Origin of the sequence: Proteus alimentorum (assembly GCF_002607735.1) — a bacterium.
GTDB lineage: Bacteria > Pseudomonadota > Gammaproteobacteria > Enterobacterales > Enterobacteriaceae > Proteus > Proteus alimentorum.
In genome coordinates this window covers 544,181-570,044 of record NZ_NBVR01000031.1, presented here as the reverse complement: position 1 = coordinate 570,044, position 25,864 = coordinate 544,181, and the positions used below count along the sequence as shown (strand labels likewise).

The 25,864-nt window shown below is 37.6% G+C and carries 24 protein-coding genes; 14 read left to right on the top strand and 10 right to left on the bottom strand.

What is annotated here, in order from left to right; all coding sequences use genetic code 11:
- Nucleotides 1-37: 37 nt before the first annotated feature.
- Together bcp and B6258_RS13190 are read right to left on the bottom strand one after the other, a co-directional pair.
- Nucleotides 38-508: a thioredoxin-dependent thiol peroxidase gene (bcp, locus tag B6258_RS13195; RefSeq protein ID WP_088495299.1), complete on the bottom strand. Its 471-nt coding sequence runs from the start codon at nucleotides 506-508 to the stop codon at nucleotides 38-40.
- Nucleotides 509-526: 18 nt separating this feature from the next.
- Complete coding sequence (locus tag B6258_RS13190; RefSeq protein ID WP_036912784.1) at nucleotides 527-1,084, bottom strand: glycine cleavage system transcriptional repressor; 558 nt, start codon at nucleotides 1,082-1,084, stop codon at nucleotides 527-529.
- A gap of 215 nt (nucleotides 1,085-1,299) precedes the next feature.
- On the opposite strand from B6258_RS13190, the gene dapA reads away from it, so the two are divergent.
- From dapA to purC, 4 genes are all read left to right on the top strand, one after another.
- Entirely contained in the window at nucleotides 1,300-2,199 is a 900-nt protein-coding gene (gene dapA, locus B6258_RS13185) for a 4-hydroxy-tetrahydrodipicolinate synthase (RefSeq protein ID WP_099075628.1), read from the top strand.
- 16 nt (nucleotides 2,200-2,215) lie between these two features.
- A complete protein-coding gene (gene bamC, locus B6258_RS13180; protein WP_099075627.1) occupies nucleotides 2,216-3,262 on the top strand; it encodes an outer membrane protein assembly factor BamC in 1,047 nt (348 codons plus the stop codon).
- 288 nt (nucleotides 3,263-3,550) lie between these two features.
- Nucleotides 3,551-4,141 (top strand): phosphatase PAP2 family protein, encoded by a 591-nt coding sequence (locus tag B6258_RS13175; RefSeq protein ID WP_023581905.1) that lies wholly within the window; start codon nucleotides 3,551-3,553, stop codon nucleotides 4,139-4,141.
- 503 nt (nucleotides 4,142-4,644) lie between these two features.
- Entirely contained in the window at nucleotides 4,645-5,358 is a 714-nt protein-coding gene (gene purC, locus B6258_RS13170) for a phosphoribosylaminoimidazolesuccinocarboxamide synthase (RefSeq protein ID WP_099075626.1), read from the top strand.
- A gap of 166 nt (nucleotides 5,359-5,524) precedes the next feature.
- Here purC and B6258_RS13165 read toward each other — a convergent pair whose 3' ends face one another.
- Together B6258_RS13165 and B6258_RS13160 are read right to left on the bottom strand one after the other, a co-directional pair.
- Nucleotides 5,525-6,136 (bottom strand): glutathione S-transferase family protein, encoded by a 612-nt coding sequence (locus B6258_RS13165; RefSeq protein WP_099075625.1) that lies wholly within the window; start codon nucleotides 6,134-6,136, stop codon nucleotides 5,525-5,527.
- A gap of 98 nt (nucleotides 6,137-6,234) precedes the next feature.
- Nucleotides 6,235-6,933 carry a helix-turn-helix transcriptional regulator gene (locus tag B6258_RS13160; protein WP_099075624.1) on the bottom strand — a complete coding sequence of 233 codons (699 nt, stop codon included), beginning with the start codon at nucleotides 6,931-6,933 and terminating at the stop codon, nucleotides 6,235-6,237.
- 265 nt (nucleotides 6,934-7,198) lie between these two features.
- On the opposite strand from B6258_RS13160, the gene ypfJ reads away from it, so the two are divergent.
- The 3 genes from ypfJ (at nucleotide 7,199) to B6258_RS13145 (ending at nucleotide 10,648) form a co-directional block, all read left to right on the top strand.
- Nucleotides 7,199-8,083, top strand: coding sequence for a KPN_02809 family neutral zinc metallopeptidase (ypfJ, locus tag B6258_RS13155; RefSeq protein WP_099075623.1), 885 nt, complete (start codon nucleotides 7,199-7,201; stop codon nucleotides 8,081-8,083).
- Between the two features lie 61 nt (nucleotides 8,084-8,144).
- On the top strand, nucleotides 8,145-8,597 hold the full coding sequence (locus tag B6258_RS13150; RefSeq protein WP_006533030.1) for a DUF441 domain-containing protein: 453 nt from the start codon (nucleotides 8,145-8,147) through the stop codon (nucleotides 8,595-8,597).
- A gap of 2 nt (nucleotides 8,598-8,599) precedes the next feature.
- Nucleotides 8,600-10,648 (top strand): tRNA(Met) cytidine acetyltransferase TmcA, encoded by a 2,049-nt coding sequence (locus tag B6258_RS13145; protein ID WP_099075622.1) that lies wholly within the window; start codon nucleotides 8,600-8,602, stop codon nucleotides 10,646-10,648.
- Here the strand turns inward: B6258_RS13145 and B6258_RS13140 are convergent.
- Entirely contained in the window at nucleotides 10,611-10,820 is a 210-nt protein-coding gene (locus B6258_RS13140; RefSeq protein ID WP_099075621.1) for a YpfN family protein, read from the bottom strand. The genes B6258_RS13145 and B6258_RS13140 overlap by 38 nt on opposite strands.
- 98 nt (nucleotides 10,821-10,918) lie before the next feature.
- On the opposite strand from B6258_RS13140, the gene B6258_RS13135 reads away from it, so the two are divergent.
- Nucleotides 10,919-11,302 carry a DUF454 family protein gene (locus B6258_RS13135; protein WP_099075620.1) on the top strand — a complete coding sequence of 128 codons (384 nt, stop codon included), beginning with the start codon at nucleotides 10,919-10,921 and terminating at the stop codon, nucleotides 11,300-11,302.
- A gap of 17 nt (nucleotides 11,303-11,319) precedes the next feature.
- Here the strand turns inward: B6258_RS13135 and B6258_RS13130 are convergent, their stop codons facing one another.
- The 3 genes from B6258_RS13130 to B6258_RS13120 are packed head-to-tail and all read right to left on the bottom strand — an operon-like array spanning nucleotide 11,320 to nucleotide 13,492.
- A complete protein-coding gene (locus B6258_RS13130) occupies nucleotides 11,320-11,988 on the bottom strand; it encodes a M15 family metallopeptidase (protein ID WP_099075619.1) in 669 nt (222 codons plus the stop codon).
- A complete protein-coding gene (dapE, locus tag B6258_RS13125) occupies nucleotides 11,985-13,115 on the bottom strand; it encodes a succinyl-diaminopimelate desuccinylase (RefSeq protein WP_099075618.1) in 1,131 nt (376 codons plus the stop codon). Before dapE ends, B6258_RS13130 begins: the two co-directional genes overlap by 4 nt.
- A 5-nt stretch (nucleotides 13,116-13,120) precedes the next feature.
- On the bottom strand, nucleotides 13,121-13,492 hold the full coding sequence (locus B6258_RS13120; RefSeq protein WP_099075617.1) for an ArsC family reductase: 372 nt from the start codon (nucleotides 13,490-13,492) through the stop codon (nucleotides 13,121-13,123).
- A 206-nt stretch (nucleotides 13,493-13,698) separates the two neighbouring features.
- Here B6258_RS13120 and B6258_RS13115 point away from each other — a divergent pair, with 206 nt between their 5' ends.
- Nucleotides 13,699-14,259 (top strand): hypothetical protein, encoded by a 561-nt coding sequence (locus B6258_RS13115; RefSeq protein ID WP_099075616.1) that lies wholly within the window; start codon nucleotides 13,699-13,701, stop codon nucleotides 14,257-14,259.
- Between the two features lie 79 nt (nucleotides 14,260-14,338).
- On the opposite strand, the gene B6258_RS13110 is transcribed toward B6258_RS13115, so the two are convergent.
- On the bottom strand, nucleotides 14,339-14,962 hold the full coding sequence (locus B6258_RS13110) for a response regulator (RefSeq protein ID WP_099075615.1): 624 nt from the start codon (nucleotides 14,960-14,962) through the stop codon (nucleotides 14,339-14,341).
- A 556-nt stretch (nucleotides 14,963-15,518) separates the two neighbouring features.
- Between B6258_RS13110 and maeB the strand changes: the two genes are divergently transcribed.
- The 5 genes from maeB (at nucleotide 15,519) to B6258_RS13085 (ending at nucleotide 24,281) form a co-directional block, all read left to right on the top strand.
- A complete protein-coding gene (gene maeB, locus B6258_RS13105) occupies nucleotides 15,519-17,801 on the top strand; it encodes an NADP-dependent oxaloacetate-decarboxylating malate dehydrogenase (protein ID WP_099075614.1) in 2,283 nt (760 codons plus the stop codon).
- 178 nt (nucleotides 17,802-17,979) lie between these two features.
- Nucleotides 17,980-18,849 (top strand): ChaN family lipoprotein, encoded by an 870-nt coding sequence (locus B6258_RS13100; protein ID WP_099075613.1) that lies wholly within the window; start codon nucleotides 17,980-17,982, stop codon nucleotides 18,847-18,849.
- A 45-nt stretch (nucleotides 18,850-18,894) separates the two neighbouring features.
- On the top strand, nucleotides 18,895-19,677 hold the full coding sequence (locus B6258_RS13095; RefSeq protein ID WP_240531582.1) for an energy transducer TonB family protein: 783 nt from the start codon (nucleotides 18,895-18,897) through the stop codon (nucleotides 19,675-19,677).
- Nucleotides 19,678-19,704: 27 nt separating this feature from the next.
- Nucleotides 19,705-21,873 (top strand): S9 family peptidase, encoded by a 2,169-nt coding sequence (locus B6258_RS13090; protein ID WP_099075611.1) that lies wholly within the window; start codon nucleotides 19,705-19,707, stop codon nucleotides 21,871-21,873.
- Nucleotides 21,874-22,037: 164 nt separating this feature from the next.
- Complete coding sequence (locus B6258_RS13085) at nucleotides 22,038-24,281, top strand: TonB-dependent receptor (RefSeq protein WP_099075610.1); 2,244 nt, start codon at nucleotides 22,038-22,040, stop codon at nucleotides 24,279-24,281.
- Between the two features lie 100 nt (nucleotides 24,282-24,381).
- Here the strand turns inward: B6258_RS13085 and xseA are convergent, their stop codons facing one another.
- The gene (xseA, locus tag B6258_RS13080; RefSeq protein WP_099075609.1) at nucleotides 24,382-25,764 is read right to left on the bottom strand and encodes an exodeoxyribonuclease VII large subunit; all 1,383 of its coding nucleotides are present in this window, start codon (nucleotides 25,762-25,764) and stop codon (nucleotides 24,382-24,384) included.
- Between the last annotated feature and the right edge of the window lie 100 nt (nucleotides 25,765-25,864).

The following is a 25,864-nucleotide window of genomic DNA, read 5'->3' as shown; positions in this document are numbered from 1 at the left end:
GCAAACTGTCTGTTATCTTATCAATTCAAAGCATCTATTATGGATGTTGAGCGAGATATTCGAGAACGACTTGATGGTGATTACTGGTTTTAAAGTTATCAAATACGTGTTCGATAACACCATTTTTATCGATTAAGAATGTTGTACGATGAATCCCATCGTAAGTTTTTCCCATAAATTGCTTTTCTCCCCAGATACCAAATTCTTCTGCGATCTTATGATCTTCATCTGAAAGCAACGTGAAATTTAACATCTCTTTTTCAGCGAAACGGGAAAGTTTTTCTGATTTATCTGTGCTGATACCTAATACTTCAACTTTGGCTTTTTTTAGTGCATCCATCTCATCACGTAAGCCACAAGCTTGAGTTGTACAACCGGGTGTCATTGCTTTAGGGTAAAAATAAACAAGCACACGTTGACCAGCGAAATCAGATAAATTAATTGTTTCTCCATCTTGGTCGGGCAGACTGAATTGAGGCGCCTTTTCACCGGCTTTTAATGGGTTCATTAGGTCATTCTCCATTTTTTACTGTTTCATCATCAGACTATTTACGATACTTATTGTGCCTTGAGCGTTCAGCTCTGTACATAATTGATTAAATTTCTCATTAATAACAAGACCGTGATCATCTAATGGATTATGCGCCGTAATTTGGATTTCTAAACGGGCAGGTGAGCCATCTTCTGATGGATGTGTTTTAGATATTAATTCAGCAAGATTAAAATTATGTTGACTAAATAGATTAGTAAAGCGTTCTACAATACCGGGTGCATCTTCAATATCAACTTTTGCAGCGATTGTTGAAGGATAGGTAATCGGTGCACCATTAGTGGTTCTTTTCATTACGGTCAATAAATCTAGTTCCGCACTTTTAATGGGCAACAACGCTTCTAATTGTGCGATAGCGTTCCAGCCACCTGAAAGTAGCATGATAAACGTAAACTCTTGACCAAACATCGCAAGTCGGCTGTCCTCGATATTACATCCACATTGGCTGACTAATTGTGTAATGGTATCAACAATACCAGGACGGTCAGCACCTAATGCAGTAATGACGAGAAAATGTTTATCAGGTATGGGCAAAATAAGGTTCCTTTTGACTTTCAGTTTATTCTTAACAGGTAAACACAAATTTCGATTTCTGCCAAGATCCCTTGCTCACTATCTTCAATTATTATATCTCTTTAATTCATATCAAAGAATATTAGCAAATTTCATTAGAAACCTAGAGTTAAGTAGTTTTCAATAGAGCAATGAATGAGTACCATTGAGTATACGTCTATCTCGGAGCAATGATTATGGTGAATAACGAATTTAATTTTACAGGTAGTATGGTGGCATTGGTTACACCAATGGACGCAAAAGGCAATGTTGACCGGGTTAGTTTACGTAAATTAGTTGATTATCATGTTAATGCAGGCAGTGCCGCAATTGTTTCTGTCGGTACCACAGGAGAATCTGCAACATTAAGTCATGACGAGCATGTTGATGTTGTTCTAATGACATTAGATATGGCTGATGGACGTATTCCTGTGATTGCTGGTACGGGTGCTAATGCAACATCTGAAGCTATCTGGTTTACACAACAGTTTGAAAATAAAGGTATTGCAGGTTGTTTAAGTGTCACGCCATATTATAATAAACCTTCACAAGAAGGGTTATATCAGCACTTTAAAGCGATTTCTGAAAGCACAGCATTACCACAAATCCTGTATAATGTACCGGGTCGTACTGGATGCGATTTATTGCCTGTAACAGTTGCACGTTTAGCCAAGTTGGATAATATTGTGGCAATTAAAGAGGCGACAGGGAACTTAAGTCGTGTTAGTCAAATCCAAGAGTTGGTTAATGATGATAGTTTTATCTTATTGAGTGGCGATGACGCATCATCATTAGACTTTATGCAACTTGGCGGTCATGGTGTTATTTCGGTTACTGCTAACGTTGCTGCGTCAGAGATGGTAGAATTATGTCGATTAGCAAATGCGCGTGAGTTTGCGAAAGCTCGTGAACTTAATCGACGACTGATGGACTTACATTATCAGTTATTTGTTGAACCTAATCCAATCCCAGCTAAATGGGCGTGTCAACGTATTGGATTGATTGAAGACGCCACATTGCGCTTACCTATGACTCCGTTGACATCATCAGGTCAGCAAATTGTTGAGAAAGCGCTGTTAACAGCGGGAATACTGTAAAACTTAGGGAATTTTAATGGCAACACTATTGCATAAATCAAAGATTATGAAAGTCGCGGGTCTGTCGCTGGTGGTTTTACTGGCAGCCTGTTCAAGTGATCAGCGCTATAAACGTCAGGTCAGTGGTGATGAGTCTTATTTAGAGACGGCAGGGCTAAAGAATTTAGCGATTCCGGCGGGTATGGTGTTGCCTTTGCAAAATGGGGAATATGACATTCCAACCCCTAAAAAAACTGAACCAGTTGGTTTAGCGCTTGATATTCGTCCACCAACTCAAGCACTGAATTTGTTAAGCGGTTCACGCAGTGAAAATAATGCAGATAACAGCCGTTTGTTATTACCAAACTCACCTGAAAATACAACACTGTATGAGCAAGTTAGCGCTATCTTAAAAGAGAAAGGTGTGACGATTGTTAAAAGTGATGCTGGGCAAAAAGCGATCCATACTGATTGGATCACATGGTTACGTGCTGATGAAAACGTACCTTTCCAAACCCGTCAGCGTTTAGCAATTGCTCAGTCAGGTAATGTTATTACATTAACAGTGACTAACGAAGGTTTACGCCAAGGCGAAACTGAGATAACGGATCCGGCTGAAGTGAAGCGTTACAATATTTTAATGCTTAACGAATTGGTTGATGGCTTAAACCGTATGCGTAATTTAAGTGAAAATACGGCAAACAGTAGCTTACAAGGTATTATCGATGTCCAAAGTGGCAGTGATAATGCTGGCCTTCCAGTGATTATCGTTCGTGCACCATTTGATGTGGTTTGGGATAGATTACCTATCGCATTAGAAAGTGTTGGTATGAAGATGGGCGATCGCACACGTTCTAAAGGTTCAATTGAAGTAACCTATAAAGGAATGAGCAGCGCAAACTGGAGTGCGTTAGGTGTTGATAGACCAACTGTTGAAGAAGCTGATTATAAATTACAAGTCGGCGATTTAAATAACCGTAGTAGTTTACAATTTATCAGTGATAAAGGTAAACCATTAACACAATCACAAAATGATCAAATGGTTGCTGCACTGAAAGCTGCTTTCAGTAAGCCTGTTAAATAAGTTTTCTTTTTTAAAAATATGAGAAGCCACACAATAAATGTTGTGTGGCTTTTTTTATGATCTTAACTTAGTTGTATTACTCTACATTGAAATTTATTTATAAAAATGCAATTGGAACTATCAGATTAAGCATCATTAATTGAATGCTCTTTTAATGATTAAATTTAATTTAAGTTTATTAATAATATTAATCTTAATGCAATACGCTTAAATTTATGCAATATTGCGTCAATTCTTATTCTTAAATAAAAATAACAAAGCATTCTCTGACTATATGAAGGAGTATTTATGAGTGCAGGTGATATGATTATTCACTTGATATTAAGTGGGATACTTATTGTTGGTGTTTATCAATTTTATTTTTTTACTCAACGATATACATTGAGAGAAGTGAAAATTATTAATTCACCAATTGATGAAAAAATTCCTTTCTGGCCATGGTGGTCATGGATCTATAGCTTTTTATATTATCCTGCAATTTTATATCTCAACTGGATCATTCAAGACTCAAGACAATTTATTATGATTGTTTTTAGTTATATTGTTTTGTTAGTCATGCAAATGTTTTTCTTTGTTGTGTTCCCAGTTGCAACGCCAGCACATTGGCGAACCTTAAACCCTGGAAAAACAGCGTCAGAGAAATTTCTTAAGTTTGTTCAGTATTTTGATGACTCCTCAAACTGTTTCCCTAGTATGCACGTTTCTGTTGCAACACTCACCGCATGCCTTGCTTATGCAACTTTAGGACCATGGGTTTTCTTATTTCCATTATTTATTGCATTATCTTGCATGTTTACAAAACAACATTACTTAATTGATTTACCTGCTGGTGCTTTATTAGGCTGGTTTGCTTATGAGATCTACTGTTTTATTATTTAATTAAAATATTATGTTATTAAGAGATAACGTGAGTTCTTTAAACATAAATAATTAAAACTTGTTGATGCTAATATTGAAAACAGATTAATTTTCAATAAAAAAATTAATCTGTTTTTTTATTCTTAATTATTCAAAACAAATGTAATGTGAAACAGAACTAATGCTTACTAATAATATTATCTGAAAACAAAAATAATGTAGTGATATAATCTATAGTTACTCCTATTCTCACTTTTTGTATTTTGTATATTCTTACTTTATCAAACGATTATTTTATGGGTGATTATAACCTTGGTTGTTAGTATCATTATTCAATAGAATTAATTGAAATATGATTTCTAATCATAGTGTGGTTTTCAACAAAAAAACGTTGTGAGTAGTGCGTTGTAGACGAGATTTTTTAGTGATAGTTCTCACGTTTTAAAAGCTTTTTTATCTAATCTAGAGTAGAGTATGGGAAGCAAATTTCTTGTTAAACCTATCACATCTTTGGAGTGTGTCAGATGCAGAAAAAAGCTGAGTTGTATCGTGGAAAAGCCAAAACGGTCTATACCACTGAATCTTCTGATTTTCTTATCCTTGAATTCAGAAATGATACATCAGCGTTAGATGGCCAACGTATTGAACAGTTTGATCGTAAAGGAATGGTAAATAACAAATTTAACCATTTCATTATGAATAAACTGGAAGAAGCGGGTATCCCAACGCAGATGGAACGTTTGCTTTCTGATAATGAAGTGCTAGTAAAAAAACTCGATATGGTACCTGTCGAATGCGTTATTCGTAATCGTGCAGCAGGATCATTAGTCAAACGTTTAGGTATCGAAGAAGGTACACTTTTAAATCCACCAATCTTTGATTTATTCTTAAAAGATGATGCTCGTCATGATCCTATGGTCAATGAATCTTACTGTGAAACCTTTGATTGGGTGTCTAAAGAAAACCTCGCAGAAATGAAACGTTTGAGCTATAAAGCAAACGATGTCCTTAGCGAACTCTTTGATAAAGCAGGACTTATTTTAGTCGATTTTAAACTTGAGTTTGGTCTATTTCATGGCAAAGTTGTATTAGGTGATGAATTTTCTCCTGATGGTAGCCGTCTATGGGACAAAAATACGTTAGATAAAATGGATAAAGACCGTTTCCGTCAAAGTTTAGGCGGATTAATTGAAGCATACGAAGAAGTTGCACGTCGAATCGGTGTTTCTTTAGACTAAATACGCAAACGATTACGTCGAGTTAAACAAGATGTAATTAGAAAAGGTCAGCTTAAAAGCTGACCTTTTGTCTTAAATAATGTGTTTAAAATGGAATATATTAAATGAACATAATTAAGCAGTTATGCAGATAGCTTGATTGAATTACGTTTAATAATAAGAAAAATTATCGTAATCCTAAGCTTTCTAATAATTGTTTAATCTCATTATTAAGCGCAAGGCTATCAAGATACTGATTAATTAATGGTGTCGGTTCAATAAGTGCATATTTACATAGGAATATAAGGAAGTAACCGACATAAACATCAACGGCTGTCAGATTTTTACCACAAAGATAAGGCTTGGCGCTGACCAAGCCCGTTTCTAAGCAATGAAATGTTCGATCAAAAGAACCAAAACCAGATGATTTTTGCTGTTCTTCATTTAGTTCAATACCCAGTTCTTTCACCGTAAATGCAGATTCAATAGGGCCAGCAGTAAAAAAGAACCAACGATAATAAGCTCCACGCTCTGGTGAGTTTAGGGCAGGAGCAAACCCTTTTTCAATAAACTTATCTGCTAAATAAGCACAGATTGCCGCTGTCTCTGTAACGACGATTTCGCCATCAACTAATGCAGGTACTTTTGCCATCGGATTAATAGCAAGATATTCAGGGGCACGCATTGGTTCGCCATATTCTAATTCAACACGCTGATAAGACACATCTAACATTTTTAAGAAAAGCTCAACTGTGTTACCACGAGACATAGTATTAGTATAAAGAATAAGTTCACTCATAATGTTTCCTTACTGTGTTGATTAATATGATGTTGTTTAAGCTGATATCACTAAAAAAGAACAGCAAACAGCAAGGAAGATATTACGAAAACTGCGTGTCAATTTTTGTCAGGAGTCTCTTTCAAGATCTCTTTTTTCCAGCGTGAGAGTAAATAGCTTTTAGGGTAAGGCAAATTATCACTTAATACTTGATAAGAGATAATTCTATCGAGCCTAAAGTGGCGATAGCTTTGGCGTAATTCACACCATGCGGCAATAACTTGAGAATCTTGAAAATAACCCACAGCAATAGGCCAAATAATCCGAGTACTTAATTGTTTTTGAGCATCTTTATAATCTATTTTGGCTTTCTTTTCTTCGCGTAAACTAAAACGCATATCTTTAGCTATAGTATGATCAACTTCAATAATTTGGTTCGTGGGAACAAACAATGTATTTTGTTCAAGCAATGTTTGATGTTGAGTTGTTACCACGGCATTGATTTTATTAATTGCTCGTAATGCGGAGTGGCTTAACTCTTTATCTGTATTACTTTCTACCCAACGTAAACCCAAAATAAGCGCTTCAAGTTCATTAATATCAAAGGTTAATGGTGGCAGGAGTAAACCTGATTTTAACTGATAACCTATGCCTGCTTCACCTGTGATTTCAGCGCCTTGATTGCGTAAAGATTCAATATCACGATAAATAGATCTGACACTAATTTGTAATTTATCTGCCAGTACTTCTGCCGTGATTGGATAGCGATTCTCTTTTAAAATCTGCAATAAAGTGAGTAAACGTTGAGTTCGAGTCATTAAATTATCTATTTATTAGTGACGAAAAAGCACAAAGGCAAGAAACAAGAATTCTATAATGAAATCATTAAAAAAGCAGTTGTAACTCCTTATGATGCTTATTTTTTACTATGACAACAAGGCTCTTTTACTCTGATAGTCTCTATTATCTTGCTCTTAAAAAATAGAGAATAGAGATGACAATTTTTTGTTATTATCTCAAATCAAGTGATAAATTTATTCATAATAAAGCTAAAGTCGTCTATTTAAACAGTGGGGATAAGTTATGCGTTGGAATGATCGCCGAAGAAGTGACAATGTTGAAGATAGAAGAGGGCAATCTTCCTCCGCATCAGGCGGTGGTAATCTCCCATTAGGATTAATTGCACTTTTGTTACGCACTAAATACGGGTTTGTGGTTATTATTGTTTTAATAATAGCCAGTTTCATGGGATTCGACTTTAACTCATTAACCGGTGAGACAAATCAAGCACCACAACGTAACGAACAACAAAGTGCTCTTTATAATGAAGCTGCAGATTTCAGTAGCGTCGTTTTAGCCAGTACAGAAGATTTTTGGCAAACTATTTTTGCACAAGCAGGCAAACAATATAGTTATCCTAAACTCGTTTTATATACCAATAGCACTACAACGCAATGCGGTACTGGTACGAAAATAATGGGGCCTTTTTATTGCCCTGCGGATAGAAAGATTTATCTCGATCTCTCTTTTTATAATGAAATGAAGCATAGCCTAGGGGGCGGTGGTGAATTTGCTCAAGGTTATGTGATTTCACATGAAGTGGGGCATCATGTTCAGCATTTACTTGGTATCACTACTCAGATGCGTGAAAAACAACAGATGGCACGGTCAAAGGCCGAAGCAAATCGTTTATCCGTAAAACTAGAACTGCAAGCGGACTGCTTTGCTGGAATGTGGGGACATTTTATTGCAGGCGAAGGTCGTATTGATGAAAGCGATTTATTAACTGCGATTAAAACGGCGCAAGCGATTGGTGATGATAAGTTACAGCAACAACAGCAAGGTTATGTTGTACCAGATAGTTTCACACACGGCACCGCAGAACAACGTAAGACTTGGTTTATGAGAGGCTATAACAGTGGCAGTATCAAATCTTGCGATACATTTGCTTCTTCATCTTTGAACTAATACCATTCGTCGGTAAATAAAAAATAATTAACGCTATAAAGAGAAAGGCTTAAAAACAAACATGAGTAACGTTGATCCCTCACTATTAATTTTGCTGGTTCTCGCCGGACTTGGCATTATTAGTCATAATATGACTGTAACGTTAGCAATGCTTGCTTTGCTAGTGATTAAAATCACACCGCTAAATCAATATTTTCCTGTTGTTGAAAAATATGGCATGACCATCGGGATCTTAATTCTGACCATTGGGGTAATGACACCCATTGCTACAGGGCGTATTTCAGGGCAAGAAGTTCTTAACTCATTTTTAAACTGGAAATCACTGCTAGCAATTGCAATAGGTATTGCGGTTTCTTGGTTAGGCGCCCGAGGCGTTTCTTTAATGAATAACCAGCCTTCAACGGTTGCTGGCTTATTAGTGGGAACCGTCATTGGTGTCGCACTTTTCCGAGGAGTACCTGTTGGTCCATTAATTGCGGCCGGTATTCTTTCATTGTTAATCGGTAAATCCTAGCTGTGCCATTTTCTCATTTATCTCAATATCAGCAAAAATTAACCCAATTAGGGCAACGTCAGTTACTGCTATTAGCGGGCGATCTGACATGGCAAACGACGCAGATCCAGCAAATTACTCAATTATGCCAAGGTGATTGGATCACGATTTCTTCTCATCAACCCCATGCTATTTTGCCTGAACACGCTATTCGCCTATTAGGGCGTGAGTTTCTACATGCTGTTTTTGATGCCAATAAAGGATTTAATACTGATGCTTTAGCCATGTTAACGGGCACATTAAAAGCAGGAAGTATATTGATTTTGTGCCTACCTGATATTGAAAGTTGGGACAGTTATATGGATAGTGATAGTCAGCGTTGGAATGATGCTCAGGGGGTACTTTCAACACCAAATTTTATGGCATGGCTAAAAAATATCACTTTGAGTAATGAGCAAGTCATTGTCTGGCAGCAATCAACACCATTTCAATTACCCACATTAATTGAAAAAGCGAAATCTTGGGCGCTTCCACAAGGTAAACCAACGGCAGAACAGCAAGTCATTTTAAATAATTTGCTCTTATCGACATCTGGTGTTTGGAGTGTTATTGCACCAAGAGGCCGAGGTAAATCAGCTTTGGCGGGAATGTTTATCGAGCAATATCAAGGGAATGTACTGGTATGTGCACCGGCTAAAAACAGTACAGATGTTTTATCTTCACATACCAATAAAGCGATTTCATTTTACTCTCCTGATAATTTATTAGCGCTATGTATAAATAACAAAATTCAAAGTGATTGGCTGATTATTGATGAGGCGGCTTCTCTGCCTATTGCACAATTAGAAGCGCTATGTGGTTGTTTTTCTAATGTATTAATGACAACGACAGTACAAGGCTATGAAGGCACAGGTCGAGGTTTTATGCTGAAATTAGGAGATAACATTCCTAATTTGCTTACCTATCAATTACAAACACCGATTCGTTGGGCGAAAGATTGTCCATTAGAAAATTGGCTTAATCAGTTGTTATTGCTTGATGAGTTTGAGTACGATCCTGATTATCAGCACCAAGGTGAGGTGGATATCCACCAGCTTTCAGGAAATTGGCATAATAACATTTCACAACTACATGATTTTTATCAGTTGCTTACTAGTGCGCATTATCGAACAACGCCACTTGATCTACGTCGTTTACTGGATGGACAAAAACAGCGTTATTGGTCAGCGTCAATCAATAAAAAAATTGTGGGTGCGGTGTGGTGTATCGAAGAAGGAGGATTGTCTTTCGAACTTGCTCACGATGTCTGGCTAGGTACTCGTAGGCCTAGAGGTAATCTGGTTGCTCAATCATTAGTCACTTATGGTTTAACACCTGATGCAATGTGTTTGAACTCATTACGTATTAGCCGCATTGCGGTATTACCTCAATATCGACGCCAAAAAATTGCCGCAACGTTAATTGCTAATATTGTCAAAGTGAGTCAAAAACAGGCTATTGATTATATTTCAGTCAGTTTTGGTTATACCGAAGCGTTAGCACAGTTTTGGATACAATGTGGCTTTCAAATAGTACGTTTAGGGGTACATAAAGAGGCAAGCAGTGGATGTTACGCTGCGATGGCGATTTATCCACTAACAGAAAAAGGCGAACAGTTATTGCACTCGTCTTTGCGTGCTTTTGCTTTGCAATATCCGCAGATAAAACAGCAAACTAAGCTTTGCTTGGCGGATAATTTAATACCAAATCATACCGCTACACCACAAGACAGTTGGTTAATGATGGCGGGATTTGCATTTGCTCATCGTCCAGCACTTACTGTTTATGAGAGTGTTGCTAACTTCTTGGTCGGTTATGAGCAACACTATCCGTTATTAATGGCTTTTTTTGTGGACAATAAGTCTGTTGAACAGTGTGTGGCTGAGTTTTCTTTATCAGGAAAAAAAGTCTTAACTAAGCAATTAAGAGAGCAATGCGCACAATTAATGGCTGAAAAAGATGCTCAATTAACATCGCGTTATCAACAGTGGTTAGCTACTTATTCTCATCCTTCTTGTCTTGATTTTGTTTAGGCCAATCATCTTCATCATCCCATTTATCATTAAAATCACGATGTGGAGGCAACTTTCGCTTATTTTTAAGAAATTGCTTGGGATCGATTTTGTTCATATCTTTAATAGCGTTAATAATAATTCCTACTAAAAGAATTAAAATTACCCACCAATAGTCAGCAAGCCAGTGCATAAATAAGCCTTATATTTTAAAATTGTTGTTGAGAATGAGGATCTTTTTTATTTACTCTATAAAATAACGCAATAAAGCATAGGTTGGAAAAGCACAGCATGAAACGGATATTATTGATTATAGCAGGTTGGTTATGTGTTGGATTAGCTACATTAGGTGTTATTTTGCCTGTGTTACCTACTACACCTTTCTTATTACTTGCTGCATGGTGTTTTTCGCGTTCGTCAAAGCGTTTCCATTATTGGTTACTTTATCGCTCCTGGTTCGGTTCTTATTTACGATATTGGCAAACTTATCGCGCGATGCCTAAAGGGGCTAAACCTAAAGCTATCTTAGTGATCTTAATTACCTTTGCGATTTCACTGTGGTTAGTGTCTATGCTTTGGGTCAGAATATTATTGCTGATAATCTTAGCATGTTTGTTGATATTTATGTGGAGACTTCCTGTTAACGATCAACAAGAAGCCCCATACGAAAAATAATGTTATTCAAGCAAAATTTACTCGGGCAAAACAATGTAACGTGCAAATATCTCGTCAAGGTGAGCTAATAGCCACTGGTTACCATAAATATTCTCTTCTTCTAACACTGATTTTAGAATATCAGGTGTATAAGCAAGAGAGGCTTCATGAGAAAGAGGCCAATAACTGATATGCCATGGCTCGTAAGCAATATCGCTCTCTTTATGAGTAAAAGGGCGATAAAAATCATATGCTGACATATTCTCTGTTAACCATTCATTAAGCTCTGCGAAATAGCCACCATCTTCGTATTCCCAAGGTTCTAATTGTAATGATTGGCCTTCAGGTAAACGAAAAGGATCGTAAATATCAATCTCAGTTCCCCAATGGTGCCGACTGGCTCCGGGCAATGCTGACCATTTCAAAATCGCGACACAGCGTTCACTTTCTGATAATGCATGAATATCTAGTGGCTGGCTTTGCGCATCTAAAACAGGGCGAGTACCTTCAAATTTTCCATTCCATATTGCTAATTGGCGATTAAAATCACGAAAAGAGCTGGCAGGCATTAATTTAAAGCCAGCTTTCGTAGCTTGTTGTTGTAATGCTAAGAAAGCCTTAGTGGCATTAAATTGTAAGCGATGCTGACCGGATAAAGTGACTAAATGATCGGTAGAACGGCCAGTTAGCATTAAAGGCGTTATCATAAAATAAGTTGCTCCATAACCCGCTGATAAATTCGGCTAAGCTGTTGTAAATCCGCTGCATTAACGCACTCATTAACTTTATGAATTGTTGCGTTAACAGGACCTAATTCGACAACTTGCGCTCCCATTTGAGCAATAAATCGACCATCAGAAGTACCCCCACTGGTGGAGAGTTCTGGCTCTAAATTGGTGTAATGTTTAATGGAGTAACGGACAGCTTCAAGTAATTTTCCTTGTCCAGTAATAAAAGGCTGACCAGATAAAGACCATTCCAACTGATAACGAAGTTGGTGCTTTTGTAATAACGCTTCTGTACGTTGGCGAATTTCTTCATCTGTAATGGCAGTACTAAAGCGGAAATTAAATTGAATAAACAGCTCCCCGGGGATCACATTATTACTGCCCGTACCGGCATGAATATTGGCAATTTGCATTGTGGTCGCTGGGAAAAACTCGTTACCTTCATCCCAAACAGTATTAACAAGCTCTTGGATAAAAGGAGAAGCAAGATGAATCGGATTTTCTGCAAGGTGAGGATAAGCAACATGGCCTTGTACACCTTGAATAATTAAATTTGCTGTTATTGAGCCACGACGACCATTTTTTACCATATCACCTAAATGATGTTGGCTTGACGGTTCACCAACAAGGCAATAATCAAGGCGTTCGCCACGCGACATTAAAGATTGTACGACTTTAACCGTACCATCTGCAGCTTTAGCTTCTTCATCTGATGTAATTAAAAAAGCAAGTCGCCCACGGTGATCAGGATAAGCGCGAACAAAACGCTCAGCCGCGACAATCATGGCAGCAAGCGAGCCTTTCATATCTGCCGCGCCACGCCCATATAACATACCATCACGAATAGATGGTTCAAAAGGTGGGTTATCCCACAAATTAGGATCACCTGTTGGTACAACATCAGTATGGCCTGCAAAAGCCAGCGTTTCCCCTTCGCCACCACGGCAAGCCCAGAGATTTTCAGTTTCACCAAAAGGCATTCTTTCAATAGTAAAACCAAGGGGGGCTAGCCTATCGATAATCAATTGCTGACAACCTTGATCATCAGGGCTGATTGATGGACGAGAAATCAGTTGTTGTGCAAGCTCAATAACAGGACAGGACATAAAAATTAGGCTCCTGTAAAAGTCGAATAATGATTGACATCAAAACCAACAATAAAGCGGTTGTCTGATGACACAAGAATAGGGCGTTTAATGATGGATGGTTTATCTAACATCAGTGAAATTGCCGAGGCAACATTGGTGATTGCGTTTTTTTCTTCATCTGATAATTGACGCCAAGTTGTTCCTCTTTTATTCACAAGTGTCTGCCAATCTAAATTTTCTGTAAAGGTGCGTAATAATGCTTCCGTCAAACCCTCTTTGCGGTAATCATGAAACGCGTAAGGAATATGATTATCATCTAACCATTTACGTGCTTTTTTGATGGTATCGCAATTTTTTATGCCGTACATGGTATATGTCAGGTTTGTCGTGGACATGATATTTTCCTTATATGACAATACGTAATATTAGTATTGATGAGAATGAGTGTTATACAATTCCAAAATAACAGCTTTTGTTGTAGTGAAAAATCCTATTTACATTATAAAATATATCGGATATTAAACTGTCACGTTAGTGTAACGAATTGTGTAGCGTAGAGTAATACAAATACGAATAAAGATTTCCGTTGGTAAAAGAAAATATGAAAAGTATTTCACTGAGTCTTATATTGCTTTTACTCTCTTCTTTTAGCTGGGCTGACGAAGAAAAAGACAGCCGAAAAGTTGATGAGTATAAAATAGCCTTAGAGGCCTTTTTTAACAGTGATTATTTATTGTGTTTGGGCGAAGGGAAATGGCCTGTGTACAGCAATGAAGATGATGCACCATGGGTATTAGAAAGAATGCATGCATTAGTCGAAGCTGGATTGATTGAACAAACCGCAAATGGAGAAGAGTGGGTGTTTAATCTTAGTGAAAAAGGGCGTAAAGCTTGGCAACCTTATCAAGACTTCTGCTATGGTCACCTTTTCATTAGTCAGATAAAAGAAATCCAGCCAATAGACTCAGGTAAAAGTAAAATCTATTTCTATTATGGTGTGAGAGGCATTCCTTCATGGGCAACCAATGAAGAAATACAATCCGCCTTTAGCGAACTCGATATTGTGATTAATGGAATAAATCGAGAGCTGTATCAGCTAAATATCGAAAAATTACCCGATAACCATTTTAAAGTCTTGAGTTATCCAGTACCTATTGAGTAATAAATGACTTGATATAGACTTAAATGGAATATTAAAGCGATATATCTTATTACCCCGACCTAGTGTCGGGGTAAAACGTTTAGTACTGATGCTTAATAAGAATAAGACTGGCAGCTAAACGGGAAGTGACTTGCAGTTTCTTTAAAATATTACGAATATGAACTTTCACTGTTTCTTCAGAAATAAATAAATTCTCAGCAATTTGCTTATTTTTCATTCCAACAGACACTTCATGAAGAACATCCAACTCTCTTTTAGTCAACGCTGAAAGTGGATCAGAATAGTTTTGCCTAAGCTGAATATATTGCCACACTCGCTCACTATAGACTGGATGTCCAACAGCCGCTTTGCGTAGGCTAAGTAATAGCATGTCTAACTCACACTCTTTTAAAAGATAACCGTTTGCGCCTGCATCCAACGCAGCATAAACATCATTACGTGAATCAGAAACGGATAAAACAAGAACATAAGATGTTAAACCAGAGCGACGAAGTGTTCGAATAATATCAATACCTGAACGGCCTTGTAGATTTAAATCCATCATAATTAAATCTGGATTTAACTGTTTTGCAGCGGTTACAGCCTCTTGAGCATTGCCACTTTCGCTTACTACGACAAAATCCTTGTCTTTTTCTAACAATAGCCGTAATCCATATCTCATGATAGGGTGATCATCCACTATCATAATTGAGTAGCTAGGCATAACCCCTCTCCCTAAAAAAAAATAATAATGTGCGTAATCTTTCCAATAGCAGAAAATAAAAAAGTAAATTCCAAATGAGGAATAAAAATTAGAATCAGACATCTTATTAAAATAATAAGAAAATAAAATTGACGGTTGGCAATATTACACCAATTATTGTTACGGGTAAAAAAGAAAATAACCAAAAAGACTAACAAAAAATCTAATTCTATAAAATCTTTATAGTTACAATGAGTTGTGTGGGAGAGAGACTATATTAAAACTAATCAACAAGTGAAAATAGTTATTGTTTTTTTAAACTATATAAAAATTTTAATTATTTTAAATGTTAATTTAATATCTGGTAAATAATAAACAAATATTGTCTTTTTTCTGTTCGAGTTTATTACACTGATGAAATTAAATAGCGTTAATAATATACCTATAACTAGGTATTAATTGTTTATAATAAATCTTGTTTACTAATTTGAAAAAAGTGTCGGAGTCGTCATGATTTAACGCTCCATTACCATTATACTAACGAAGCCCTTACCCTATTGATACAAAGGATATGAAGATGGAAGACAAATTAAAACAAAGCGCTCTAGATTTTCATGAATTTCCCGTACCAGGCAAAATCACAGTAACTCCGACAAAACCACTCATCACCCAACGTGATTTAGCATTAGCTTACTCCCCGGGCGTCGCTGCTCCTTGTTTAGAAATTGCCGCAGATCCTCTGGCTGCTTATCGCTACACAGCTAAAGGTAATCTTGTAGCAGTGATCTCAAATGGTACTGCGGTACTTGGACTGGGAAATATCGGTGCCTTAGCAGGTAAGCCTGTGATGGAAGGTAAAGGCGTTTTGTTTAAGAAGTTTTCTGGCGTTGATGTTTTTGACATTGAAGTCAATGAAACAGATCCTGACAAACTCGTTGATATTATCGCATCATTAGAGCCAACATTTGGTGGTATTAACCTCGAAGATATTAAAGCCCCAGAGTGTTTCTATATTGAGAAAAAACTGCGTGAGAAAATGAATATTCCTGTATTCCATGATGATCAGCATGGTACAGCGATTATCTCTACAGCCGCTATTCTCAATGGGTTACGCATTATTAAAAAAGAGATTAGCAAAGTAAAATTAGTGGTATCAGGCGCGGGTGCCGCGTCTATTGCTTGCATGAACTTATTAGTTGCTTTAGGGCTAACACGCGAAAACATTACTGTATGTGACTCTAAAGGGGTTATTTATCGCGGCCGTGAAGCTAATATGGCAGAAACCAAAGCTGCTTATGCGATTGAAGATAATGGTACTCGTACATTAGATGATGTTATTAATAATGCTGATATTTTCTTAGGTTGTTCTGGGCCTGGCGTATTAACGCAAGAAATGGTCAAAAAAATGGCACGCGATCCACTTATTCTCGCGCTTGCAAATCCAGAACCTGAAATTTTACCACCATTAGCGAAAGCCGTTCGTTCAGATGCGATTATCTGTACAGGACGTTCTGACTACCCAAATCAGGTTAATAACGTATTGTGTTTCCCATTCATCTTCCGTGGCGCATTAGACGTTGGTGCGACAGCCATTAATGAAGAGATGAAACTTGCTTGTGTTCATGCTATTGCAGAATTAGCACTCGCTGAACAAAACGAAGAAGTTGCTTCTGCTTATGGTGATCAGGAGCTCTCTTTTGGCCCTGAATACATTATTCCAAAACCGTTTGATCCACGTTTAATTGTGAAAATTGCGCCAGCAGTTGCAAAAGCGGCGATGGATTCCGGTGTTGCAACACGTCCAATCGAAGATTTTTCTGCTTATATCGAACACCTTAATGAGTTTGTTTATAAAACGAACTTATTTATGAAACCTATTTTCTCTCAAGCGAAAAAAGAGAAAAAACGTATTGTGTTAGCAGAAGGGGAAGAAAACCGCGTACTGCATGCAACACAAGAATTAGTCACATTAGGGTTAGCCACACCTATCTTAATCGGTCGCCCTAGTGTGATTGAAATGCGTATTCAGAAAATGGGTTTACATATTAAAGCCGGTAAAGACTTTGAAGTGGTGAATAATGAAAACGATCCACGTTTCAAAGAGTATTGGCAAGAATATCACCAAATCATGAAACGTCGTGGTGTATCACAAGAGCAAGCTCGCCGTGCAATGATCGGTAATCCAACACTTATTGGTGCCATTATGGTTCGCAGAGGTGAAGCAGATGGTTTGATTTGTGGTACTGTGGGTAGCTATTCTGAACATTTTGAAATCTATAAAAATGTGTTTGGCTTACGTGAAGGAATGGAAACCGCAGGGGCAATGAATGCACTGTTATTGCCAAGTGGTAACACCTTTATTACAGACACTTACGTCAATGAAGATCCGACCGCAGAACAACTCGCAGATATTACGATTATGGCTGCTGATACTATCCGTCGCTTTGGTATTGAGCCAAAAGCAGCACTGGTTTCTCGTTCAAGCTTCGGCTCATTTGATAGCCCATCTTCAATCAAACTCAGAAAAGCATTAGAGATAATCAAACAGCGTGCACCTGAATTAGAAATTGATGGTGAAATGCATGCAGATGCAGCATTAGTGGAATCTATTCGCCGTGACATTATGCCTGATAGCCCATTAAAAGGCTCTGCAAACTTACTGGTGATGCCGACAATGGAAGCCGCGCGCATTAGTTATAACTTATTACGTGTAACTAGTTCAGATGGTGTCACTGTAGGGCCAGTATTAATGGGTGTTGCTAAACCGGCCCATATTTTGACGCCTATCGCGTCAGTACGTCGTATCGTGAATATGGTGGCATTGGCTGTAGTTGAAGCTCAGGCACAATCTCAAAGTTAATAGTTTACTGGTCAATCAATTATCTAAAGCGCCTTTCTATAAGGCGCTTTTTTATGCATTTTTAATAAGCCTAAGGATATCAAATGCAAATTAATATCAGAATGATATTGATAATGATTAACATTAATATTATTCTGGGCGCCTAAATTGATAAGTAAAAGTAACTAATAAGGTAATTATGTTTTTCTCAATATCAAAAAGGATCCTGCTATTAACTTCATTAATCACTGTTTCAGCGTGTAGTTCAATAGAACAAAAAACAGCGCCTATCACGCCTTCACTAATGATTACTTCTGCAAATATTATTGATACTCAGACAGGGCAATCTATCACGGCAGAGACACTGTTAACGCAATTAGCAAGCCAATCACGAGTGATTATTGGAGAGAAGCATGATAATCAATATCATCATGATATTGAATATTGGTTAATGACAGAACTGCCTAAAAAACGCCCTCAAGGCGCGGTTTTACTTGAGATGTTAACACCAAACCAGCAATCATTAGTTGATAACACAAAGAAACGTTATTCAGGCTCTGAATACCTACGAGATGAGCGATTAATGGCTGCATTAAAATGGAATTCAGGTTGGCCTTGGAAATGGTATGGCAATATTGTTAAAGCGGGACTAAGTGCTGATTATCCTTTACTCGCTGCAAATATTGATCGTAGTGAAATATCTAGTGCGTATAAAAATCCTCCTATTATTGATGGTATGCATTCAACTGATCCATCTGTTCGCCAACTTATTCAAAAAACCATCGAGCTTTCTCATGGCGGTGAGCTTGATAAAACACAAGCAGAAAAAATGACCGTTATTCAGCAATTGCGTGATCGAGCAATGGCTAAAAGTTTATTAGATGCTCCGGCACCTGCACTTTTAATTGCCGGTTCTTTTCATGCAACAAAAGTAATGGGTGTACCTTTACACGTTGCTGATTTAGCGCCGAATGAAAACGTAACAGTCGTGATAATGGCAGAAGAAGGCAGTGATGTTACCTCAGTTCATGCCGATTATCTTTGGATAACACCTGTCGCATTACCTTAATTTATCGATAACACGAATATGCTTATTTCCTCTTGTATGGATCAAATGCCAAAATTTCAGCTTTGTAGTTCTAAAGCATTTATTTTGGCTATCGGTGTACATGCTATTTTTGTCATGGCTTATTTTTATTTGAATAAAGAGAATACGGTATTTATACAAGAGCCCGAATTAGCTGTAATGATGAGCTTAAGTGAAAACGTACAAGCAATCAGCGATGAAAAACAGGTTGTAGGCGTCGATCAACAACTGGCAGTGGCAAGTCAAAAAAAGGTAGAGCAAGATATTGCTGAAAAACAGCCTGATCTGATTGTGAATGAAAATGCAGATATCTTGCTAGAAAAGCCTAAAAAAAGAGTCAATGTAGAGCAAACAGCTAAAGTGATACCTGTAACTGCGCCTGTAAAGCCCGCGCCTACTATTAGTGAAAATGTGTCTAGCCAATCAGCACCTTCAAGTAGTCGCTCTGCGGCGAAACAGCAATCTAATGATGTTAGTGCAAATTATGATAGCGATTCAGATAGTTCAGAAAGTGCGCTTGCATTATGGCAAGCTAAAACAAAAGGGCACCTTAATCGCTATAAAGCCTATCCTGAAGAAGCAAAAAGCAAAGGTAGAACGGGCGTTTCTAAAGTGCGCTTTATTGTTGATGAACAAGGTTATGTCATATCGAGTGAATTGATTCTCAGTAGTGGCGTGCGCTCTTTAGACAGAGAAGCACAAAGAGTACTCAAACGTGCTGAACCCTTACCTATACCGCCGATAGAGTTATTGTCGAAAGGTAAAATAATGGTTGAAATGCCAATTGAGTTTTCTAAACTAACGTTCTAACGACAGGTTAAAAGGAAATAAAACGTTATGCTAATCGCAACAAAAAAACGGATGACGTTGAAATTAACGAGTGCGATCATGGCATTGTTAATTTCAGCAACACCTGTATTGGCTCAAAATCAGAAGGACTCCCTAGTGATGCCACCAAAAGCGAATAAAGTGCCTCATGTGATGACAGATCACGGAGACACGCGCACCGACAATTATTATTGGCTACGAGATGATTCACGCAAAGATCCTAACGTGCTTGATTATCTGAATGCTGAAAATGCTTATACCGAATCAGTAATGAAAGAAGGTAAAGCCCTTGAAGAAACACTCTTCAATGAAATGGTAAGCCGTATGGCTCAAAACGATGAGTCAGTACCTTACATTTATAATGGCTATACTTATCGTACTATTTACCAAGAAGGTAAAGATTTTCCTATTTATCAGCGTAAACCAGTAAATAGCGAAGGTGAATGGGAAGTTCTCGTTGATGGAAACGAACGTGCTAAAGGGCACGAATTCTATCAATTAGGTGATCTGACAATCAGCCCAGATAACAAACGTATTGCTATTGCAGAAGATAAAGAAGGGCGCAGAAACTATAATGTCGCCTATAAAGATTTATCGGATAACGCATGGAAAGAGAATGTGTTAACCAACATCTCAGCAAATCTTGTGTGGGCAAATGATAGCAAAACACTATTTTATGTTGATAAAGATCCGCAAACACTATTGCCCTATCAAATCTATCGCCACCAATATGGCACTGATCGTAAACAAGATGTCAAAATCTTCGAAGAAAACGACGATCGCTTTTATACATGGATGGGTAAAAGCAAATCTGAAGATTACATTCTTGTCTCTATTGAAAGCTCAACAACATCAGAATCTCGTTTAATTGACGCAAATGCGCCAGAAAAACCGATGGTGATATTCTCTGCGCGTCAAGAAGGGCGTGAATATGATATCGACCATTTTAATGGTGAATTCTATATTCGTTCGAATCATGAGAGTGAATTGTTTGGCCTTTATAAAACAGCATCAATCGATAAGCCTTGGGAAACCGTCATTGCACCACAAAAAGAGGTCGATTTAGAAGGTTTTGATCTCTTTAATCGCTGGTTAATTGTGGAAGAAAGAAAGCAAGGTCTAGTGTCATTACGTCAGATTGATTGGAAAACAGGTCAATCGACGAATGTGACCTTTGACGATCCTGTTTATATGGCATGGCTAGGTTTTAACCCTCAAGCAGACAGCGAAGAGCTTCGCTTTGGTTATACTTCCATGACAACGCCTTCTTCAACTTATCAATGGAATATGCAAACACATCAAAAGCAACTGCTTAAACAGCAAGAGGTAAAAGGTTTTGAACGTGATTTGTATGAAAGTGAACGTATTTGGGTAAAAGCACAAGACGGTGTTGACGTTCCCGTATCATTGGTTTATCGCAAAGACTTATTTAAGAAAGGTGAAAATCCTATCTTAATTTATGGCTATGGCTCTTACGGTAGTAGCATTGATCCTTCGTTTAGTTCACCGCGTTTAAGCTTATTAGACAGAGGTTTTGTGTATGCCATTGTGCATGTGCGTGGTGGTGGTGAATTAGGTAAACGCTGGTATAACCAAGGTAAAATGGAACATAAAGTTAATACTTTTACAGACTTTATTGATGCCACTAAATATCTCATTGCCAAAGGTTACGGAGCACCTAAACATGTTTATGCTATGGGTGGCAGTGCGGGTGGATTACTCATGGGTGCGGTTGTGAATATGGCGCCTGAATTATACCGTGGTGTTGTATCTCAAGTCCCATTTGTGGATGTTGTGACAACCATGCTCGATGCTTCAATTCCTTTAACAACAGGGGAATATGAAGAGTGGGGAAATCCTGCGGATAAAGACGTTTATTTCCGTTTAAAATCGTATAGCCCATACGATAATGTGGTTGCTAAGGCATACCCTCATTTATTAGTCACAACAGGATTACATGATTCACAAGTGCAATATTGGGAGCCTGCAAAATGGGTTGCTAAATTACGTGAATTAAAAACAGATAATAACCTACTATTACTTGATACTAATATGAGTGCTGGTCATGGTGGTAAATCAGGACGTTTTAATCGCTTACGTGATACAGCAAAAGAATATGCTTTTATTCTGATGTTAGAACAGCCTGAAGTCTATTTTAAAGCTCAAAATATAAAATAGAATAATCGGTAATAGTAAGTCAGTTTAATAAATTAACCTGTCTCTCTTTAAGAGAGACAGGTTATTATTGAAAACGAATAAAACAATAATAATATTTTTTAGTTTAATGACTTTATATAAAGCAACGTGAGCCTATTTAAATAAAAATAAAGAATAGGTTTATTATGAAATTTACAAGGAAAATACTTAGCACTCTTATTTTATTTTCGGGTGTTAATCATCTTGTCATCGCATCTGAAACAGATAAAGCGGTTCAATTTAGTAGCTTAAAAGTTTCATCAGCACAAAAAGAAACGCCAGAACAAAAAGCACTGGGAAAACCTGGTGCTTATAGCTCTATTGGTGAAATTAACAATCTTGAATCTGTAGAACAAGCATTACGTTCAACGCCGGGAACATATACTCAAATGGATGTGAGCCAACCGGGTGTTAGTGTTAATATTCGAGGGCTTAGTGGTTTTGGTCGAGTGAATATGATGGTGGATGGTGTCACACAAACGACCTATAGCACATCTCCTAGTCAAATTAGCCATGGTGGCCAGCCATATAACCAATTTAATAGCATGCTCGACCCAAATTTTATTGTTCAAGTGGATATTTCTCGAGGTCAACAAGATGGTGAAAATAGCATTAATGCTTTGGCAGGCAGTGCGAATTTTAAAACTATTGGTGTAGAAGATGTGTTATTTAAAGGAAACTCATGGGGAGTAAGAAGTAAAGCAGCTGGTGGTACGAATGGCTTAGGTTATAACGGTATGGTTGCTTTTGCGGGGCAACGTTCATTATTTAATGATAATGGTTCAGTTGGTGCAATGTTTGCGTTAAGTGGACACAAAATAGAATCGTCTTATAAGAATGGTGCCGGATTTAATAGTGAAGAGTTTGCGACTAATAAACATTTTAATCAAAAACCACATTCAGAATTAGCGAAAATTAATATTAAGCCTAATGATTCTCATGAATTAGAATTAAGTGGTCGATTCTATAATAATAACTTTAATAGACGTAAAATTGATGCCAAAGATTATTATGCAAAATATCGCTATACACCATTAAATGATCTTTTTGATAGTGAAATTCGCTTAAGTCACAGCCAAGCATCACAAAAATTTGAAGGTGATTCTTTAATGAGCTTGCGTAATGCAAATGCAGAAAATATCTCTGATTCATTAATGGCTAAAAATACCAGTCGCTTTAATTATGGTGAATTAGATATGGCCTTTACATTAGGTTCAAAATTGATGTTTTCAGAGTATAAGCGCCAAGTGATTGCGCCTTCAACGGATCCTGAGCAAGCTCACAATATGGTTGAATATAATGTTTTTGCGCCTCAAGGAAAAAACAACTTAACCAGTTTCTTCTCTCAGATGAAATTTGAGTATGATATTTATACGCTTGATCTTAATTTAAATTATGTTGATTACAATATAAAGGGACGTAAACCTGCCTGTGATCCTAAGGCAGCATGTTTCCCTGAGGGTGAGTTTTATCTGGATCGTCATGATAGAAATTGGGATCCGGGCATGTTAATCGCAGCAGAAATTATTCCAGAATTTCAGCCATTTGTAAGCTATGCACAAACGATGAGAGCGCCGACTTCACAAGAAATCTTCTTTGCGAATGAAGGTGGTGCTTCAATGAATCCATTTTTAAAAAGTGAAAAGGCTGACACATTTCAACTTGGATTTAATAGCTACCGCCCTGATTTAATTATTGAAGGCGACAGCTTACGATTTAAAGGATTGTGGTATCACACCAAAATCAAAAACTATATTTCCAGTGATTCTTATTTGGTATGTAAAGGTGGGATCCGTTGTAAAGATGATGGTAAATTAACATTAGAAGATTACGGCAATATAGAATATGACGGCAATATTAATCTTTATTCTAATAGTATAAATCCGGTCACTTTACGTGGCTATGAATTACAAGCTAATTATGATGCTGGCGTATTTTATACCAATCTTTCTTATAGTAATCAAAGAACATCACAACCCAGTTCGATTGCAACGACAGTATTTGGTCAAACACCTGCTTCTGAATTACCACAATATTATGCCACCATTGATACGGGGGTTCGTTTCTTTGATGATCGGTCGTTAGAATTAGGCACTGTTATTCAAATGACAGGAAAGTCACGTAAAACAGCACCAAGTGGGATAGATTCTGATACGGGCAATGTACCAATGGAAGAGCAAGAAAAAACCCCAACGATCATTGACGTTTATAGTAATTATCACATTAACAAAAATATTTCTTTAAAGTTTGCGGTGCATAATTTAATGAATAAAAACTATTCTAATGCACTTGATAGAAGTAATTCAGCACCATTGATGCAAGATTCAGATACATATAGGGAAACTGCCCGCGGTAGAAGTTACCTATTTGCAGGGGAAGTGCGTTTTTAATATAACGTATGATTATATTAAAGTATAAATAATAAAAAACGGCATCAATATTATTTTGATGCCGTTTTTCTTTTGTATCGAATTAAATAAGAAGCTGGGGTTAATTGTCACTTTTAGTGGTTGTTTTACGCTTTGCTCTTATTTTTTGTGTCTTAACCACTTCACTGGTGATCCAACCATCTTCAACACGGGTTTTTAATGGATCGCCCACTTTCACTTGTTTGGTATTTTTCAGCACTTCTCCAGACTCTGTTTCGCTAATACTGTAACCGCGAGAAAGCGTTGCGAGAGGACTCACACTTTCTAAACGAGAACAGCTAATAGCAAACTGTTCACGTTGACGAGATAACTGTTGTGAAATACTTTCTCTCATACGGTAAATCAACTGCTGTTGTTGGCGAAGTAATGCCTGAATTTGGGAACTAGGATCTTGGTAACTTAGGCGTTTTTGCAGTTGTGTCTGTTGATGTTGCTTAGCTTGCAATAACCGCTGAAAACTAGAAACTAAACGCTGTTGTGTGGAAGCTAATACATTTTGCTGACGAGCAAGACGTAAATGAGGATGCTGTTGCTGTAAACGATGATGAAGTTGTGTGATTGCGCGTAATTTTTTTGCTAAATAGTAATCCATTGCCATTTCAAGGCGTTGTTGCTGCGATTGTAATTGGCGCAATAGCTCAAGTTTGTTACGACTAATAAGCTCTGCCGCAGCAGAGGGGGTTGGCGCTCTAAGGTCAGCAATAAAATCAGCAATGGTCACATCGGTTTCATGACCAACTGCACTTACAATCGGGATTTCACTGGCAAAAATCGCGCGGGCAACGCGTTCATCATTAAATGCCCAGAGATCTTCTAACGAACCGCCACCACGACCAACAATTAAAACATCACACTCTTTACGGCGGTTAGCAAGTTCGATGGCATGAACAATCTGCATAGGCGCTTCAGCACCTTGAACTGCAGTCGGGTAAATCAGGACAGGCAAAGAGGGATCACGACGGCGAAGAATATTTAAAATATCGTGCAATGCGGCACCGGTTGAAGACGTGATCACCCCAATCTGTTTAGCGGGTGATGGTAGGGGTTTTTTATGAATAGCATCAAATAACCCCTCTGCACTGAGTTTTTGTTTTAATAGCTCAAATTGTTGTTGTAAGAGTCCGTCACCTGCAGGTTGCATACTCTCAACAATCAATTGGTAATCGCCTCGTGGTTCATACAATGTAATGGTTGCGCGAACTAAAACTTGCTGTCCATGTTGAGGGCGAAAAGTGACTTTAGTATTTTGTCCACGAAACATCGCCGCTCTAATTTGGGCATGAGTATCCTTTAACGTAAAATACCAGTGGCCAGAAGAGGGTTGAGTAAAATTGGAAATTTCAGCGCTGATCCAAATGCGACCCATTTCCATCTCTAATAACTGGCGAACGGTCTTATTTAGACGGCTAACAGTAAAAATATTATTGTTTATCGGTAGTGTCATGTGAGCCAGATCAAATTTTAAAACAAAGACTTAATTGATTGATACTACCTAAGTTAGTGGCAGGATCAATAAAAATTTTGAAAAAAAGCTAGAAGCAACC

Bases quoted from the DNA above. Each gene is read 5' to 3' on its own strand.
- B6258_RS13120 (WP_099075617.1), bottom strand. From the start codon at position 13,492: ATGTCCACGACAAACCTGACATATACCATGTACGGCATAAAAAATTGC.
- B6258_RS13130 (WP_099075619.1), bottom strand. From the start codon at position 11,988: ATGATAACGCCTTTAATGCTAACTGGCCGTTCTACCGATCATTTAGTC.
- B6258_RS13110 (WP_099075615.1), bottom strand. From the start codon at position 14,962: ATGCCTAGCTACTCAATTATGATAGTGGATGATCACCCTATCATGAGA.
- B6258_RS13165 (WP_099075625.1), bottom strand. From the start codon at position 6,136: ATGAGTGAACTTATTCTTTATACTAATACTATGTCTCGTGGTAACACA.
- maeB (WP_099075614.1), top strand. From the start codon at position 15,519: ATGGAAGACAAATTAAAACAAAGCGCTCTAGATTTTCATGAATTTCCC.
- B6258_RS13175 (WP_023581905.1), top strand. From the start codon at position 3,551: ATGAGTGCAGGTGATATGATTATTCACTTGATATTAAGTGGGATACTT.
- purC (WP_099075626.1), top strand. From the start codon at position 4,645: ATGCAGAAAAAAGCTGAGTTGTATCGTGGAAAAGCCAAAACGGTCTAT.
- B6258_RS13115 (WP_099075616.1), top strand. From the start codon at position 13,699: ATGAAAAGTATTTCACTGAGTCTTATATTGCTTTTACTCTCTTCTTTT.
- B6258_RS13095 (WP_240531582.1), top strand. From the start codon at position 18,895: ATGCCAAAATTTCAGCTTTGTAGTTCTAAAGCATTTATTTTGGCTATC.
- B6258_RS13160 (WP_099075624.1), bottom strand. From the start codon at position 6,933: ATGACTCGAACTCAACGTTTACTCACTTTATTGCAGATTTTAAAAGAG.
- bcp (WP_088495299.1), bottom strand. From the start codon at position 508: ATGAACCCATTAAAAGCCGGTGAAAAGGCGCCTCAATTCAGTCTGCCC.
- xseA (WP_099075609.1), bottom strand. From the start codon at position 25,764: ATGACACTACCGATAAACAATAATATTTTTACTGTTAGCCGTCTAAAT.
- B6258_RS13150 (WP_006533030.1), top strand. From the start codon at position 8,145: ATGAGTAACGTTGATCCCTCACTATTAATTTTGCTGGTTCTCGCCGGA.
- B6258_RS13100 (WP_099075613.1), top strand. From the start codon at position 17,980: ATGTTTTTCTCAATATCAAAAAGGATCCTGCTATTAACTTCATTAATC.
- B6258_RS13085 (WP_099075610.1), top strand. From the start codon at position 22,038: ATGAAATTTACAAGGAAAATACTTAGCACTCTTATTTTATTTTCGGGT.
- bamC (WP_099075627.1), top strand. From the start codon at position 2,216: ATGGCAACACTATTGCATAAATCAAAGATTATGAAAGTCGCGGGTCTG.
- B6258_RS13135 (WP_099075620.1), top strand. From the start codon at position 10,919: ATGAAACGGATATTATTGATTATAGCAGGTTGGTTATGTGTTGGATTA.
- B6258_RS13090 (WP_099075611.1), top strand. From the start codon at position 19,705: ATGCTAATCGCAACAAAAAAACGGATGACGTTGAAATTAACGAGTGCG.
- B6258_RS13140 (WP_099075621.1), bottom strand. From the start codon at position 10,820: ATGCACTGGCTTGCTGACTATTGGTGGGTAATTTTAATTCTTTTAGTA.
- dapE (WP_099075618.1), bottom strand. From the start codon at position 13,115: ATGTCCTGTCCTGTTATTGAGCTTGCACAACAACTGATTTCTCGTCCA.
- dapA (WP_099075628.1), top strand. From the start codon at position 1,300: ATGGTGAATAACGAATTTAATTTTACAGGTAGTATGGTGGCATTGGTT.
- ypfJ (WP_099075623.1), top strand. From the start codon at position 7,199: ATGCGTTGGAATGATCGCCGAAGAAGTGACAATGTTGAAGATAGAAGA.